This window comes from Microbacterium immunditiarum, from assembly GCF_013409785.1.
GTDB classification, from domain to species: Bacteria; Actinomycetota; Actinomycetes; order Actinomycetales; family Microbacteriaceae; genus Microbacterium; species Microbacterium immunditiarum.
In genome coordinates, this window is record NZ_JACCBV010000001.1 from 1362911 (window position 1) to 1378134 (window position 15224).

Consider the following 15224-nt stretch of genomic DNA (forward strand, 5'->3'; position numbering starts at 1 on the left):
GGCCATGACCGACGCCGTCACACCCATCATCGTCGGCGGGGGCTCAGGGCCTCGCCCTGGCGCGGCGCGCGCCGACGAAGACCTGCTCGCCGGCCTCAATCCGCAGCAGCGTGAGGCGGTCGTCTACCGCGGTCCGGCGCTGCTCATCGTCGCGGGCGCGGGATCGGGCAAGACGCGCGTGCTCACGCACCGCATCGCGAGCCTGCTTCGCAACAAAGAGGCGTGGCCGAGCCAGATCCTCGCGATCACGTTCACGAACAAGGCCGCGGGCGAGATGCGCGAGCGCGTCGAGCACCTCGTCGGCGATTCCGCGCGCGGAATGTGGATCTCGACGTTCCACTCCGCGTGCGTCCGCATCCTGCGGCGCGAGGCCCAGCAATTCGGCTTCACGAGCTCGTTCACGATCTACGACTCGGGCGACTCACGCGCGCTCATCAAGCGGCTCGTCAAAGAGCATGAGGCGGATGCCTTCGGCCTGACGCCCGCCGCCGTGCAGGGCAAGATCTCCAAGCTCAAGAACGAGCTCGCCGACGCCGAGTCATACGCGCGCCAGGCGAACATGAACGACCCCGTCGAGCGCGTGTTCGTCGAGGTGTTCGGCGCCTATCAGCGCGAGCTGCAGCGCGCGAACGCGTTCGACTTCGACGACCTCATCGCCCAGACCGTCTACCTGTTCCGCGCGTTCCCGCACGTCGCCGACGTCTACCGCCGGCGATTCCGCCACATCCTCGTCGACGAGTACCAAGACACGAACCACGCGCAGTACGCGCTCATCAACGAGCTCACGAAGCCCGTCGGGTCCGACGCGCAGCCCTTCGAGGCATCCGGCGGCATGATGATCTTCGACGCGCCGGCAGCGGATGCCCCCGGGCCCGCGTCCCTCACGGTCGTCGGTGATTCCGACCAGTCGATCTACGCGTTCCGCGGAGCGGACATCCGCAACATCACGGAGTTCGAACGCGACTACCCGGGCGCGAAGGTCGTGCTCCTCGAGCAGAACTACCGCTCGACACAGAACATCCTGAGCGCGGCGAACGCGGTGATCAGCAACAACTTCGACCGCAAGGACAAGAAGCTGTGGACCGACGTCGGCGCGGGTGAGAAGATCGTCGGCTTCACCGGCTACTCGCAGCACGACGAGGCGCAGTTCGTCGCCGACGAGATCGAGACCCTCCGACGCGAGGGCGTCGCGTACGGGCAGATGGCCGTCTTCTACCGCACGAACTCGCAGTCGCGTGCGCTGGAAGAGATCTTCATCCGCTCGGCGGTGCCGTACAAGATCATGGGCGGCACGAAGTTCTACGAGCGCGCCGAGATCAAGGACGCGCTGGCGTACCTCATCGCGGTCGCGAATCCCGCCGACGAGATGGCGCTGCGCCGCATCGTGAACAAGCCGCGGCGCGGCATCGGCGACGTGACGATCGAGGCGATCTCGCGGTACGCCCGCGAGGAGCAGATCACGTTCCGCGACGCGCTCGCGAACTCGTCGGCGCTCGGCGTCGGGCCGAAGATCCAGGCGGCGATCGCCCATCTCGACGCGGTGCTCGCCGAGGCATCCGACATCATGCTTCCGCCCTCCGGCGAGATCGCACCGCCGACGTCGGTAACCGAAGGACTCCAGCTGCTGCTGAACAAGAGCGGCTACATCGACGCGCTGCGCGCGAGCCGCGATCCGCAGGATGAGGCCCGCGTCGAGAACCTCGACGAGCTCGTCGCGGTCACGCGCGAGTTCGCGCGCAACAACCCCGAGGGCACGATCCTCGACTTCCTGACCGAGGTTGCGCTCGTGTCCGACGCCGACGACCTCGAAGACGCGTCGGGCTCGGTGTCGCTCATGACGCTGCACACCGCGAAGGGCCTCGAGTACGATGCGGTGTTCGTCACCGGCGTCGAGGAGGATCTGATCCCGCACCGCATCTCGGCGGGGGAGCCGGGCGGCCCGCAGGAGGAGCGGCGCCTCTTCTACGTGGGCATCACCCGCGCGCGCAAGCGTCTGTACCTCTCGCTCGCGATGACCCGGGCGCAGTTCGGCGAGGTATCGGTCGCGATGCCGAGCCGCTTCCTGCAGGAGATCCCGCACGAGCTGCTGCACTGGCGCCAGTCGCCGGGCGACGTCAACTCTCGCGGAGGCTCACAGTCGCGGGCGCTCAACGCGCGCCGCGGCGGGTTCGGCGGCTCGACGCCGGGCAAGCGCTACGGCGACGACCTCGTGCCGCTCGCGCGGCGGCAGCCGAACGGGTCGATCGAGAAGTTCGCGAACCGCATCCCGGCGAAGGTGCGCGACAACGGCGACCTCGAGCTCGCTCCCGGCGACCGCATCCGCCACGACGACTTCGGCGAAGGCCGCGTCGATCTCGTGACGGGCGAGGGCGCGAAGCGCGTCGCCCACGTGCGGTTCGACACCGCCGGCGCGAAGAAGCTGCTCATCAAGGTCGCGCCGATCGAGAAGATCTAGGCTTCGGGCGGCGGCACCTTGCCGCTCACGAGCAGGTGGTGGTGCGCGAGCCGCCGCAGCGCGAGCATCACCGGCTCGTACAGCGCGGTGCCGAGCACCGCGTACACGACCGCATCCGTCACGGTCATGTCTCCGATGGGGGCGACCTCTTCGCGTGCGACCTCGCGCATCGCGTCGGCGTAGCGTCGCAGCACCGCCGGATCCCACCGCAGCCCCGCGTCCTCGATCGCGCGAATCGCCGACTCGAGCTGCGGCACGGCGGCGAACCGCGGTTCGTACGTCAGCCCGGCCCGCTCGATCGCCTCGCGCGCGCGTGGGTAATCGTCGGCCTCCTCGACGTAGGGCGGGAGTGCGCCGACCGCGCGGCCGAGCGTGTCCACCGGGTCGGAGGCGGGCTCGTCGATGAGCGCGAGGATCTCGCGCACACGTGACAGCGGCAGTCCTCGCACGTCGGAAAGCGCCGCAATGAGCCGGACGCGAGCGAGATGGTCCTCCCCGTACTCCGCGTTCGTCGCGGACACAGCCTCGCCCCGCGGGAGCATGCCCTCACGGATGTAGAACTTCAGCGTCGCGACGGGCACGCCGCTGCGCTTCGAGAGCTCGGAGATCCTCACGGACGCGTCCGGTGATAGGGGGGCCGCGGGAATGGACTGGACATATAGATAGTTTAGGTATCTAATACTGGATAGCCAAACTATCCAATTCATCCCGACCGAAGGAGTCGCCATGGATCCCATACTCACGATCGTCCTCGGCGCGACGGTGCTCACGGTCATCGGCATCATGTCCGGCGGCACGTTCCTGCTGCGGATCGCATCCCACGGCCTGCCGTTCAACGGCCTGCAGAAGACGTTCTTCCGCGCGGGTCACGCCCACGCGGGCGTGCTCGTGATCCTCGGTCTCGTGTCTGCGCTGCTGCTCTCCGCAGCCGGCGTGACCGGCCCGTGGCTGTGGTCCGCGGTCGGCGTGCTGGCCGCCGCGATCCTCATCCCTGCGGGGTTCTTCCTCTCGGTGCTGGGTCAGGATCCGAAGCGCCCGGGCCGGTTGATCGCCCTGCTCTGGGCGGGCGTCGTCGTGCTCGCGCTCTCGCTCATCGCGGTCGGCGTGAGCCTCATCGCGACGGGGGTGAGCGGCTTGGGGTGACTCGCTCGGGGGTGTCCCTTCGCAACTTTCGACCGATAGTGTGTGCCCCGGAACCCCTATCGGCTGAGACTCTGTAGAGGGGACAGATGCTCTCGAAGACACATTCCCGGCTCGCCGCCACCCTCGCCGTCGTGGCGGTCGCAGCATCCGCGCTCATCGCGCCCGCTGCGGCGGCCGCACCGATTCTGCCCGACCCTGAACCCGGCGCCATCTCCGCGTTGGCCCAGCTCGACAAGATCGCGTCGGCCACCGAGGTGGCGCCGGGCGAGACCTTCACCTACACGCTCACCGTCGGTTGCTCCGCGATCACCGACCTCGGATGTCGCGGAGCCGTGCTGAACGACGTGATCCCGGCGCCGTTCGTCGTGGTCGACGCGGTCGTCGGTGGAGGTGTCAACACCGCTGCCGAGCCGGTCATCGAGGGCAACTCGGTCACGGTCACGTGGACGACCCCGCTCGGCGACGGCACGGTCGGCATCCTCGACGCGACGACGGGAGTGGTCGAGATCACCGCGATGCTGCCCGCCGACGCCTCATATGACGTCTCGGACATCCCGGTCGTCAACGAGGCGACGATCGAGGGCGTCAACTTCGCGGACGAGGACGCGGCCGTCGCCGTCACCCCTGTCATCCCGCTCGCGCTCGCGACGACGGCGACCAAGGCGTTCACGCCGACCGAAGCCGTCGCGACCCCGGGCACGCCCGTGTCGGCGGCGCTGGGCGCCGCGAACACCTCGAACGCGACGGTCGGATCGCTCACGATCCAGGATCCGGTCGATCCGGATGCCGCCCCCAACCCCTTCGACTCGCTCGCGTTCGCGGGGTTCGGCACCGTCACGCCGCCGGCCGGCGCCGATCCCGCACTGACCACGTACGAGGTCTACGTCGACGGCGCGTGGGTCGCCGCCCCGGGCGGAACGCTGCCCGCGGGCGTCACGCCCGACGAAGTGAAAGGCACGCGCGTCACGTTCAACGGCGCGATTCCCGCGGGCGCGACAGGTTCCGTCGCGCTCGACCTGACGGTGACGGATGCCGCGGCATCCGCCCCGGACGGCACAGCCGTCGCCAACGACGTGCTCTCCACCGTCGCGCTCGACGGACAGACCGCGACCGGCGAAGCGGACGCGACCTTCACCCTCAGGCAGAACGCCGTGACGGTGACCGCCGCCAAGGCGTTCGATCCGAACCTCGTCGTCGCGGGGGAGCCGACGACGGTGACGATCGGCGGCACCAACGCTTCGACGATCCCGATCGAGTCGCTCACGATCTCCGAGCCTGCGACGGGCTCGTTCCCCGATGCCTACACGTTCGGCGGTTTCACCGGCCCGGTGGCGTGGCCGGCGGGCGCCGCGTCCGGCGAGGTCGTCTACACGCTGTCGGACGGCACCACGGCGACCGTGCCCTTCGCCGACAACACGACGCCGGCGCTCCCCGACGGTGTCGACCCCGCCGATGTGACGTCGTTCCAGCTCGTCTTCACGGGCGACATCGTGCCGGGTGCTGAGACGTCGGCGCCCTTCGCGGTCGAGACGGATCCCGATCTCGCGGGACTCCCGCTCACCGTTCCCAACGTCGTCGGGGTCGAGGGTGAGAACGCGGGCGTGACCGGCACCGCCGAGGCATCCGACGATCTCTACATCTACGACGAGGTGATCGAGCCGTATATCTCGAAGCAGGTCCGGCCGTCGCCGATCCTGGCGGCCCCGGGCCAGGTCGTGACGGTGTCGCTCGAGGGCGGGCTCACCGAGCGGCCGTCGCCGCCCGACGACCCGACCGGCACGACCGGGCGCGCGCAGCAGGTCGTGATCCAGGACCCGCAGGATCCCGTCGAAGGCGACGCCTGGTGGAACGCGTTCGACCTCACCGCGATCACGCAGACGCCCGTCCCGGCCGACTCGACGCTGACGATCGAGTACTACGACACGACCACCGGCACATGGGAGATGCTCGCCGGCCCGATCGACGGGCCCACGATCTACTCGCAGCAGGTGCCCGCCGACATCGGCGACGTCGCCGGCGGAGTCCGCTTCGTCTACGACTACACAGGTGACGCGGGCGGCTTCGCGCCGGGCACCGACTTCGCGCCGAACTTCACGTCGTCGCTGCGCGCCGACGGCCGGTACATCGGCGCGCCTCCGTTCAGCACGACCGAGCCCACGTTCGTCCCGAACTGTGCGCAGACGGATGCTTCGAGCGCGAACCCCGCCGTGCCCGACGGGCAGGCCGTGATGCCGCCCGACGAGTGCCCCGAGCTCGAGCTCATCCCACCCGATCCCGGCAGCGCGGACATCATCGACAAGTCCTTCGGAACCTCGAGCTCCGGCGGCATCAAGTCCGTCATCGCGCGCTCGGGCGACACCATCCCCTCGACGCTGACGTGGTCGACGGGCGGCTTCTCTGGCCTCGAGCGCGTCGAGATCACCGACATCGCGTCGCGCGAGACCACCGACATCACGGCGTCGATCTACAACGCGTTCGATCTCACGCGCATCGAGCCCATCACCACGGCGACCGATCCGCTCATCGCGTACGACGCCGTGCAGGCGGTCGAACTCTACAACGGAACGACGTGGGTGCCCGCGACGAACAACCCGTGCGAGCCGCTGTGCATCGGGCAGTTCCCGGGCATGAACCTCACCGCGGCCGAGCGCGCCTCGACGACCGCCGTGCGACTGACATTCGTCGAGAGCCCTGACCGTGAGGCGGCATCCGAAGGCGATCCGACGGCACCGCCCGTCGGATCGGGCGTCGCTCGATCGTTCGCGAACGACCGCCCGATCACGCTCGTGTGGCAGGTGCGCGACACGCGCCGCAGCGACGGCACCGCCGTGCTCGGCGACGAGCTCTACAACCTGCCGACCGACGGCGTCGTGCGCAACACGGTCAGCGCCTCGGGGTTCTTCGCCGACGGGAGCGACCCCCTGTCGGCGAACGACCAGGACGACGTGATCATCGTCGACGTCCCGATCACGACGACGACCGACAAGAACTGGAACGGCGGACCCCTCGCCGTGCCGACCGACCCGAGCATTCCGGCCAGCCAGTATCCGCTGAGCCGGATCACCGTCACGACTCGCAACACGACCCCCGCCAGGGTCGACATGCTGCAGATCACCGACACGGCGCCCGGGTCGGTGACCGACCGCCGCGAGGATCCGTTCCAGGCCTTCACCTTCAACAACTTCTCGCGCATCGACGTGCCGGCCGGCGCGACCGACACCGTCGTGACGCTCTTCTGCGTCGGCGGCGACGCCGTCGAGTTCACGCGCGACGAGGCGCTCGCGCTCGTCCCCGCCACGATCCCGTGCGAAGTGTCCGGCGTGCAGGTGACGTACACCGGACGCATCGACGCGAACGCCGCCGGCGTGGTCGAATTCGACGTGCGACTGCGCCCCTTCTGGCGCGGCACGATGGAGCGGGTCTCGCCGGCGGACTCGCCGATCGCCAACGCCGCCCAGGGCGTCGTCGCCGACGTCGACCCCTTCACGACGTGCCCGCCGCCCATCGACGCGCGGTGGGCGTGCGACGAGGGCGCCGCGACGATCGCGCTGGAGGAGCCGTCGTTCTCGGTGTCGGCCGCGAAGTCGATCTCACCCGCGCAGCAGAAGGAGGACGACTTCTCACCCGTCACCGTCACCCTCACGGGTCAGCCCGGAGGCTCGGCCCGTCCGCAGACGATGATCATGACGGACGACGACCCGACGTTCTGGAACGCGGTCGACTTCGTGGGGCCCGACCCGGCGTGGACTCTTCCCACCCCCGTCGCGCAGGTGCGGGTCTGCTATCTCGACGGTGGCACGTTCACCGACGCGACCGTCATCGCCGGCGATGTCGGCGGCGAGTGGACCTGCATGCCGCGGCTCGGCGACCTGTCGATCGACGCGGCGAGGGCGTTCCTCGAATCAGCTCCGAGCACCCTCCACGGGCTGAGCTTCCAGTTCTGGTCGAGCAACGAGCTCGGGTGGCTGAACCCCGTGAACCCGATCGTGAACGTCCCGTTCCTCGTCGAGCGGCGCGTCGACCTGCGCACCGGTGAGCCCACGCCCACCACTCGCAGCGACCAGGTGCCCGCGCCGGGCGAGCAGGAGGCCGGCATCTTCTTCGACACCATGACCGTCGAGGGCCGGTCGGCGGAGATCGCTCCGGGCGTGTGGCTGACCGACGAGCAGATGGCGGATGCCGAGTACCGGAACCTGCACCTCGAGGCATCCGTCAATGTCGTGAAGTCGCCGACCGGTGACGTGCAGCCGGGCGTCGAGATCCCGTTCACGCTCGCCTACACGAACACGGGTGAGCGCGCGCTCACCGAGATCGTCTTCATCGACGAGCTCCCGCTCACCGCGACCGGCGAGCCGCAGCTCGTGTTCCACCCCGACCGGGACCCCAGCGTGCCGCCCTGGTCGTTCACGCTCACGGGCGCCGCGCCGACACCGCCGGCAGGCGACCCGCTGCCGACCGACCCCGATGAGGTCGACGTGCAGGATCTGGGCACGAGCATCGTCTTCACGATGCCCGCGGGGAGCGTGCTGGAACCCGGGCAGACCTACACGATCACGCTGCGGATGATGCTGCGACCTGGGCTCACCCCGGACGACTCGGTGACGAACACCGCGCTCATCGACGTGGCCGAGCCCCTCGACGAGTGCGTGCCCGAGTACGACCCGGCGACGGGACTGTGCTCCGACACGGCCACCGTTCAGCCGCTCGCGGTGCCGGCGCTGAGCACCGTGAAGTCGGTGCGCGCCGACAACCCGCCGAACCTCGCCGGCATCCCGAACGTGCGCAGCGATGACGCGAACTACTCGTGCGAGGGTACGGCGACGCCCGACGAGTTCTACCGGTTCCCGTGCGTGCCGCTCACGCTCCCAGGGGACACCGAGACGTGGCGCGTGCGGATCACGAACGCCGGCACGCTGCCGATCAACGAGCTCGTGGCGATCGACAACCTCCCGACACCAGGAGACCAGGGCCTCGTCGTCGTCCTCCCGCGCGGCAGCCAGTGGCAGCCGACGTACGCCGGCAACGCGGAGCTCGTGGTCGAGCCCACCACGCCCGCCGGCGCCGTGCTCACGCTGTACTACTCGACGAGCTCGACACCGTGCACGGCCGACCTCAACCCCGTGGGCACCCCGTGCGCCGGCGCGTGGCTGCCGCTCGAGGACACGGTCGACCCCGCGCTCGTGCGTAGCCTCAAACTCGAGGTCGACTTCCCCGGTGTCGACCTCTTCGACCCCGGTGACTCGCTCACGCTGCAGTTCCAGACGCGCACGACTCCGAACGCGGTCGTCGACGTAGAGCAGCCGACGGCGTACAACACCGTCTCGCTCGGAGGGGTCGCCCTGAGCGGGACGACACCCGTCGTGGTGCCCGCGACGGAAGGCCGCCGCGTGGGTGTCGCGTACCCCACGGGGGCGATCGCGCTGCAGAAGATCGTGTCGGGTCCGGCATCCGAATTCGCCCCCGACTCGTTCCCCGTGACACCCGTGTGCACGATCGACGGCGTGCCGATCGAGGGGCTGGCCGAAGTCGACCTCGTCCCCGGTGATCCGGCGGTCGTCATCGACGGGCTCCCGCTCGGGGCGGAGTGCACCGCGACCGAAGGCCAGTGGGGCCAGACGGAGCAGGTCATCGGCACCGCGACGGTCGGCCTCGACACGGAGGAGATCGGGCTCGTCACCGTCGAGAACATCTACGAGGTCGCCGACCTGCGAATCAGCAAGGCGGTCGACACGGATGCCGTCGACAACAGCGGCAACCCCGTGCCGTACGGGCCGTTCGCCTTCGCGGTCGACTGCACGCTCAACGGCCAGCCGGCGTACGCCGACGGCTACGGGCCCGATGACCCGATGGTCGCCGAGATCACGCCGGAGCAGTCCTGGGCGCTCGCGGGGATCCCCGTCAACGCGACGTGCACGATCGAGGAGACGGACGATCTCGGCGCCGGGGGCACCACGATGCAGGTGACCGTCGACGGGCAGGCGGAGCCCCCTGTCGACGGCACGTCGGTCGACGTCGTGATCGAGGAGGACACCGAGGTCCAGGTGCTCGCGACGAACACGTTCGGCGTCGGCTCGTTCCGCCTCACGAAGGAGCGGGTCGGTCCCGGTGCCGCCGATTTCGGAGCCGGCCCCTTCGTGTTCGCCGTCGTGTGCACGCTCGACACCGGCAGCGGCATCCGTCTTGTCTGGGCAGGCTTCCTCACGCTCGACGAGGGCAACGGGTACGAAACCGAGGTCGACGATGTCGCCTCCGGAGCGACGTGCACCGTGAGCGAGACCGATGACGGTGGCGCCACGACGGTCGAGATCACGCCGACCGAGTTCACGGTCGCGACCGACCAGACGATCGAGATCGAGGCGGTCAACACGTTCGAGGCGGGCGCCCTCACCGTCACGAAGGCGATCGACGGTGCGGGCGCCGACCTGTGGGGCGCAGGACCCTTCGCCGTCGCGCTTGACTGCATCGACGACGGCGGGGCGTCGGTGGCGATCCCCGGTGGCGCCGAGCAGCTGCTGAGCGAGGCGAACGGCTACTCGTACACGTACGAGCCGCTGCTCATCGGGCTCGAGTGCACGCTGACGGAGACCGACACGGGCGGGGCGACATCGACGACGATCACGGATGCTGCGGGCGAACCGATCGAGGTCATTGAGATCGTCGAGGGCGACACCGCGATCACCGTCACGAACACCTTCGACGTCGGGCAGATCGAGGTCGTCAAGACGGTCTCGGGCGGCGACGCGGCCGAGTACGTGGGCTACTCGTTCGAGGTGACGGCCTCGTGCGCGTGGGACGGAGCACCGATCGAGGTTCCGGGTGGCGCGGTGCGCGAGCTCACGACGTCCGCGCCGGTCGTGTACGACGACCTCCCCGTGGGCGCCGAGTGCACGATCTCCGAGACCGACGACGGGGGTGCCGACGCGATCACGTACACCCCGGCCGATCCGGATGCCCCGACCCGCGCCCTCGTGACGGTGGGTACCGGCTCCGTGGCATCCGTCGCCGTCGACAACCGGTTCGACTGGCACCTGCCGCCCACCGGAGTCGACGGCAGCCGTCTCGCGGGCGTCGGCGCGATCGGGGCTCTGACCGTGCTCGCGGGTGTGCTCTGGATGATCGCGGGGCGGCGTCGTCGGATCGGCTAGTCCGCTGCGTCCTCGTGCTCGTCCTCGAGGATCATGCCGACCGACGTCGCGCACGTGTCGCCACGCCACGCCTCGACGCCCTCGCGCACGGCGAACGCCGCGATGACAAGGCCCGCGACGGCGTCGGCCCACCACAGCCCGAACCACGAGTTGAGCAGGAGGCCGAGGAGCACCGCGGCCGAGAGGTATGTGCAGATCAGAGTCTGCATCGAGTCGGCGACGGCGGTCTTCGACCCGAGCTCGCGACCCGCTCGACGCTCGGCGTAGGAGAGGAGCGGCATGACGACCACGCTCAGCGCCGTGATGACGATGCCCAGGGTGCTGTGCGCCGCTTCGATCCGCGTCGCGAGCGAGACCACCGATGTCGCCACGACGTACGCCGCGAGGGCGAAGAACGCGACGGAGATGACGCGGAGCGTGGGCTTCTCCCACCGCTCGGGATCGCGGCGCGTGAATTGCCACGCGACCGCCGCGGCCGAGAGGACTTCGATGGTGGAGTCGAGCCCGAACGCGATGAGGGCGCCGGACGACGCGATCGCGCCGGCCGAGATCGCCACGACGGCTTCGACGACGTTGTAGCCGATCGTCGCGGCGACGATCCAGCGGATGCGTCGCTGCAGAACCTGTCGCCGCTCCGCGGTGAGCGTTCCGGTCATGCGCAGCGGCAGCTCTCGCCGGTGCAGCACTCCGGATCGACCGAGAGCACGACCTGCAGCAGCTCGCCGAGAGCGGGCGCGAGGTGCTCGTCGGCGAGCCGATACGACGACCGTCGCCCTTCCGGAACGACGTCGACGAGCCCGCATCCGCGCAGGCACGCGAGCTGATTCGACATCACCTGTCGCGACACGCCCAGCGACTCGGCGAGGTCGGACGGGTAGGCCGGCCCGTCGCGCAGCGCGAGGAGCACCCCGGTTCGCGTGGCGTCGGAGAGGGCGTATCCCAACCGCGTGAGGGCGGCGGTGTGGGTCACGGTTGCGGTGGCCATGGCGCCGATAGTACATGTATACGTGAATAAACGGATACCTGAACAGACGTGCGTCTTCGCGCCCCTGGCCGGCGCTCGGGAATCCTACGAGCGCCGGCGCTCGCGCGTCTGGGTGCCGACGCGGGCGAGCGCGATGCCGCAGCCGAAGAGCAGCGCCGCGCCGACCACACCACCCCACGCGACGGATGTCTCGCCGCCTGACTCCGCGAGCTCCGGAGCGCCCGGATCCGTCGGGCTCGGGCTCGGCGACGGCGGGGGAGAGGGTGAGGTGTTCGTGACGGTGACGGTCACGGGCGTGTCGAACACGTGCACGATCAGGTCGGTCGTGGATGTCTGGTCACCCGACTGATATATCACCGTCCATCCCGGAGGCAGCGACGCGGTTGCCTCGGCGATCGCGCAGTAGGTGCCGGCCGTCGTCACGATCGGCGCGGACGTGCCGCCGGTTTCCGGAAGCGTGACGCTGCCCTCAACCCCGTCGAGGCACGCATACTCCACGACGAACTCGGCCGGGATCTCGGCGGGCGGCAGGGTCGACTCGACGACCTTCGTGATCGTGAGCGACCCCTGGAGGATCGCGATGCCACTGAAGTCGTTGGTCACGACCACCTCGACACCCTCCGTGTCACCGATCTGCACGGTGGAGTCGGGCGAGAACGACACGACTGTTCCCGCGGGGAAGCCGTCCGTGTCCTGTTCCTCGATGGTGCAGGTGGTGCCGACCGGCAGATCCTCGATGAGCACAGAGTCTGCGCTGAGCGCCACTCCACCGGCCCGGCCGAACGTCAACACCACCGGTACGAACCCGGGAGCGTCGCACGTCACGAGGACGCTGAACGATATCGGAAGCGCGTCCACCGGAAGCCCCGGAGGAGGGATGACGTCCTTGTCGACGAGGAGTGAACCCGTAGGGAGCGCGTCGAAGTGGTAGCAGACGAACCAGTGACTGATCTGGGCGATGTTGCCGGCCCCGACGAGCGGTGAGACGTAGTCCTGCGGTGGCAGAAGAGCGGGAGGGAGGACGGCGGGGTTGGTGTACAGATTGAATCCGTCGCCGCCTTTGACGACGACGGCGTCGATGACGACACCCGCGCTGACGCCCGCGGATGTGATCGCGACATCGACGAACCGCTGCTCGCGCGTGGTGACGGAGACGTACGCGTCGGCGCCCGGCTCGTCGTGCGACCCGCCGAGGCGGATTGAGCCTTCGAGTCCGAGCTGCGCGCAGGTCATCACGTTGCCCTCGACGAACTCGGCGCGCGGGTCGGACGGCATCGCTATGGGGGCGGGGACTGCGACGGCCGGCATCGCGGATCCGAGGACGAGCGCGAACGCCACGAGCGCGACGGCAGGCCATCGCCGAGGGCGCCTTCTGACGGGCGCTGGCCGTTCTCCCTCGCATCCGGTGCGCACGCGGCGAACCTCCCTCGTCACCCGTACCCCGGAAAATACTCCCGAGGGCCCAGGCGGCGATAGGGGGAAGGTTCAGCGGTAGTTGACGAACTGCAGGTCGACGTCGAGATCGGCGGCCTTCAGGATGCGGATGACCTCCTGCAGGTCATCGCGGCTCTTCGACTGCACGCGCAGCTCGTCGCCTTGGATCTGCGACTTCACCGACTTCGGTCCTTCGTCGCGGATGATCTTCGAGATCTTCTTCGCGTTCTCGGACGAGATGCCGTCCTTCAGCGACGAGACGATGCGGAACTCCTTGCCGCTCGCGACCGGCTCGCCCGACTCGAGGCTCTTGAGCGAGATGCCGCGCTTGATGAGCTTCGACTGGAACACGTCGAGCACGGCCTTCGCGCGCTCGTCGCTGTTCGCCTTGATGAGGATCTGCTCGCCGCTCCACTCGATCGAGGCGCCCGTGCCCCGGAAGTCGTATCGCTGCTCGACCTCTTTGCGGGCCTGGTTGAGCGCGTTGTCGGCCTCCTGGTGGTCGACCTTGCTGACGATGTCGAAAGAGGAATCAGCCATGCGCGGCAGTCTATCCGGCGCCTCTCTCACCGCATGGGCGAAACGGATGCGCGACGCCCCGTGCAAGCGCTTCCAAACGTCACGCCGAATGATCACGGGATGATATCGGGTCCATCTCGGGATTGCGCGAAGGGCCGTCATCGGTGAAACTGTAAGCGCTTGCATTACCAAGGGGCGACGACGTGGACGCCGACGCGTCCATCTCGTCTCCGCAGACAAGAGAGGCACACACCGATGAAGGTGAACAAGAAGGGCGCGATCGGCCTGGCGGCGATCATCGCCGGCAGCGCGGTCGTCCTGGCGGGCTGCGCGGGCGGCGGCGGCGGCAACGAGACCGAGGCCCCCGAGTCGGCCGGATCGATCACCGTCTGGGTCGACGCCGACCGCGCCGGCGTCCTCGAGGACGCGGCGAAGGACTTCACTGCCGACACCGGCGTCGAGGTCAAGCTCGTCCAGAAGGAGTTCGGCGAGATCCGCGACCAGTTCGTGCAGCAGGTTCCGACCGGCGAGGGTCCTGACATCGCTGTCGGCGCGCACGACTGGCTTGGCGTCCTCGTCACCAACGGCGTCGTCGCGCCGGTCGAGCTCGGTGACAAGGCGGGCGACTTCGAGCAGGTCGCCATCGACGCATGGAGCTACGAGGGCCAGACCTACGGCGTGCCGTACGCGATCGAGAACATCGGCCTGCTGCGCAACACCGACCTCGTCGCCGAGGCTCCGACCAGCTACGACGACATGATCGCCAAGGGCGCGGCCGCCGGCACCGAGTACACGTTCCTCGTCGGTCTCGACCCCGAGGCATCCGACCCGTACCACCTGTACCCGTTCCAGACGTCCTTCGGCGCTCCCGTCTTCGGCACCGACGCGGACGGCGCGTACGACCCCGCCGACCTGCAGATCGGCAACGCCGGCGGCCAGGAGTTCGCGACGTGGCTCGCCTCGCAGGGCGCGACCGGCGCCGGCGTCTTCAACACGAACATCACGGGCGACCTCGCGCGTGAGAACTTCGTCGCGGGCAAGGCGCCGTTCTTCCTGACCGGCCCGTGGAACGTCCCCGCGGCCGAGGAGGCCGGCCTGAACATCGCCGTCGACCCGATCCCGTCGGCCGGTGGCCAGGACGCGCAGCCGTTCGCCGGTGTGCAGGGCTTCTTCCTGAGCGCAGAGAGCGAGAACCGTCTCGCCGCGAACGAGTTCCTCATCAACTACATCGGCAGCGAAGATGTCCAGACGGCCCTCTACGAGGTCGGCGGTCGTGCCCCGGCCCTGACGTCGGCGTTCGAGGCCGCTGTCGGCTCCGACCCGATCACGGCGGGCTTCGGCGAGGTCGGCGCGAACGCCGTGCCGATGCCTTCGATCCCCGAGATGGGCTCGGTGTGGCAGTTCTGGGGCGTGACCCAGGCTGCGATCATCAACGGCCAGGGTGGCGACCCGGTCGAGCTGTGGAACAAGATGGCCTCTGACATCCAGGCGGCCATCGAGTAATCGACGCCGGTGCGGGGCGGCATCCGCAAGGCTGCCGCCC

9 protein-coding genes are annotated in these 15224 nt (G+C 69.2%); 4 read left to right on the plus strand and 5 right to left on the minus strand.

The window, feature by feature from the left end; all coding sequences use genetic code 11:
• Positions 1-4 precede the first annotated feature (4 nt).
• Complete coding sequence (locus BJ991_RS06120) at positions 5-2455, plus strand: ATP-dependent helicase (RefSeq protein WP_179488375.1); 2451 nt, start codon at positions 5-7, stop codon at positions 2453-2455.
• Here the strand turns inward: BJ991_RS06120 and BJ991_RS06125 are convergent.
• Positions 2452-3069 (minus strand): MerR family transcriptional regulator, encoded by a 618-nt coding sequence (locus BJ991_RS06125; protein ID WP_179488377.1) that lies wholly within the window; start codon positions 3067-3069, stop codon positions 2452-2454. The genes BJ991_RS06120 and BJ991_RS06125 overlap by 4 nt on opposite strands.
• 112 nt (positions 3070-3181) lie before the next feature.
• Here BJ991_RS06125 and BJ991_RS06130 point away from each other — a divergent pair, with 112 nt between their 5' ends.
• Together BJ991_RS06130 and BJ991_RS06135 are read left to right on the plus strand one after the other, a co-directional pair.
• Positions 3182-3598: a hypothetical protein gene (locus BJ991_RS06130; protein WP_179488379.1), complete on the plus strand. Its 417-nt coding sequence runs from the start codon at positions 3182-3184 to the stop codon at positions 3596-3598.
• 86 nt (positions 3599-3684) lie between these two features.
• A complete protein-coding gene (locus BJ991_RS06135; RefSeq protein WP_179488381.1) occupies positions 3685-10743 on the plus strand; it encodes a DUF5979 domain-containing protein in 7059 nt (2352 codons plus the stop codon).
• On the opposite strand, the gene BJ991_RS06140 is transcribed toward BJ991_RS06135, so the two are convergent.
• The 4 genes from BJ991_RS06140 to BJ991_RS06155 all read right to left on the minus strand — a co-directional run bounded on the left by BJ991_RS06140 (position 10740) and on the right by BJ991_RS06155 (position 13702).
• Positions 10740-11399, minus strand: coding sequence for a cation efflux transmembrane domain-containing protein (locus BJ991_RS06140; RefSeq protein ID WP_179492551.1), 660 nt, complete (start codon positions 11397-11399; stop codon positions 10740-10742). The two genes, BJ991_RS06135 and BJ991_RS06140, sit on opposite strands and share 4 nt — an antisense overlap.
• Positions 11396-11728 carry an ArsR/SmtB family transcription factor gene (locus tag BJ991_RS06145; protein WP_179488383.1) on the minus strand — a complete coding sequence of 111 codons (333 nt, stop codon included), beginning with the start codon at positions 11726-11728 and terminating at the stop codon, positions 11396-11398. Before BJ991_RS06145 ends, BJ991_RS06140 begins: the two co-directional genes overlap by 4 nt.
• An 84-nt stretch (positions 11729-11812) precedes the next feature.
• Positions 11813-13036, minus strand: coding sequence for a DUF5979 domain-containing protein (locus BJ991_RS06150; protein ID WP_179488385.1), 1224 nt, complete (start codon positions 13034-13036; stop codon positions 11813-11815).
• A 177-nt stretch (positions 13037-13213) separates the two neighbouring features.
• Positions 13214-13702: a YajQ family cyclic di-GMP-binding protein gene (locus BJ991_RS06155; RefSeq protein WP_179488387.1), complete on the minus strand. Its 489-nt coding sequence runs from the start codon at positions 13700-13702 to the stop codon at positions 13214-13216.
• 234 nt (positions 13703-13936) lie between these two features.
• Here BJ991_RS06155 and BJ991_RS06160 point away from each other — a divergent pair, with 234 nt between their 5' ends.
• On the plus strand, positions 13937-15184 hold the full coding sequence (locus BJ991_RS06160; RefSeq protein ID WP_179488388.1) for a sugar ABC transporter substrate-binding protein: 1248 nt from the start codon (positions 13937-13939) through the stop codon (positions 15182-15184).
• The last annotated feature ends 40 nt before the right edge of the window (positions 15185-15224 follow it).

Excerpts from the sequence above, each read along its gene's own strand:
- BJ991_RS06120 (WP_179488375.1), top strand. The coding sequence starts at position 5 with ATGACCGACGCCGTCACACCCATCATCGTCGGCGGGGGCTCAGGGCCT.
- BJ991_RS06130 (WP_179488379.1), top strand. The coding sequence starts at position 3,182 with ATGGATCCCATACTCACGATCGTCCTCGGCGCGACGGTGCTCACGGTC.
- BJ991_RS06135 (WP_179488381.1), top strand. The coding sequence starts at position 3,685 with ATGCTCTCGAAGACACATTCCCGGCTCGCCGCCACCCTCGCCGTCGTG.
- BJ991_RS06140 (WP_179492551.1), bottom strand. The coding sequence starts at position 11,399 with ATGACCGGAACGCTCACCGCGGAGCGGCGACAGGTTCTGCAGCGACGC.
- BJ991_RS06145 (WP_179488383.1), bottom strand. The coding sequence starts at position 11,728 with ATGGCCACCGCAACCGTGACCCACACCGCCGCCCTCACGCGGTTGGGA.
- BJ991_RS06150 (WP_179488385.1), bottom strand. The coding sequence starts at position 13,036 with ATGCCGGCCGTCGCAGTCCCCGCCCCCATAGCGATGCCGTCCGACCCG.
- BJ991_RS06155 (WP_179488387.1), bottom strand. The coding sequence starts at position 13,702 with ATGGCTGATTCCTCTTTCGACATCGTCAGCAAGGTCGACCACCAGGAG.
- BJ991_RS06160 (WP_179488388.1), top strand. The coding sequence starts at position 13,937 with ATGAAGGTGAACAAGAAGGGCGCGATCGGCCTGGCGGCGATCATCGCC.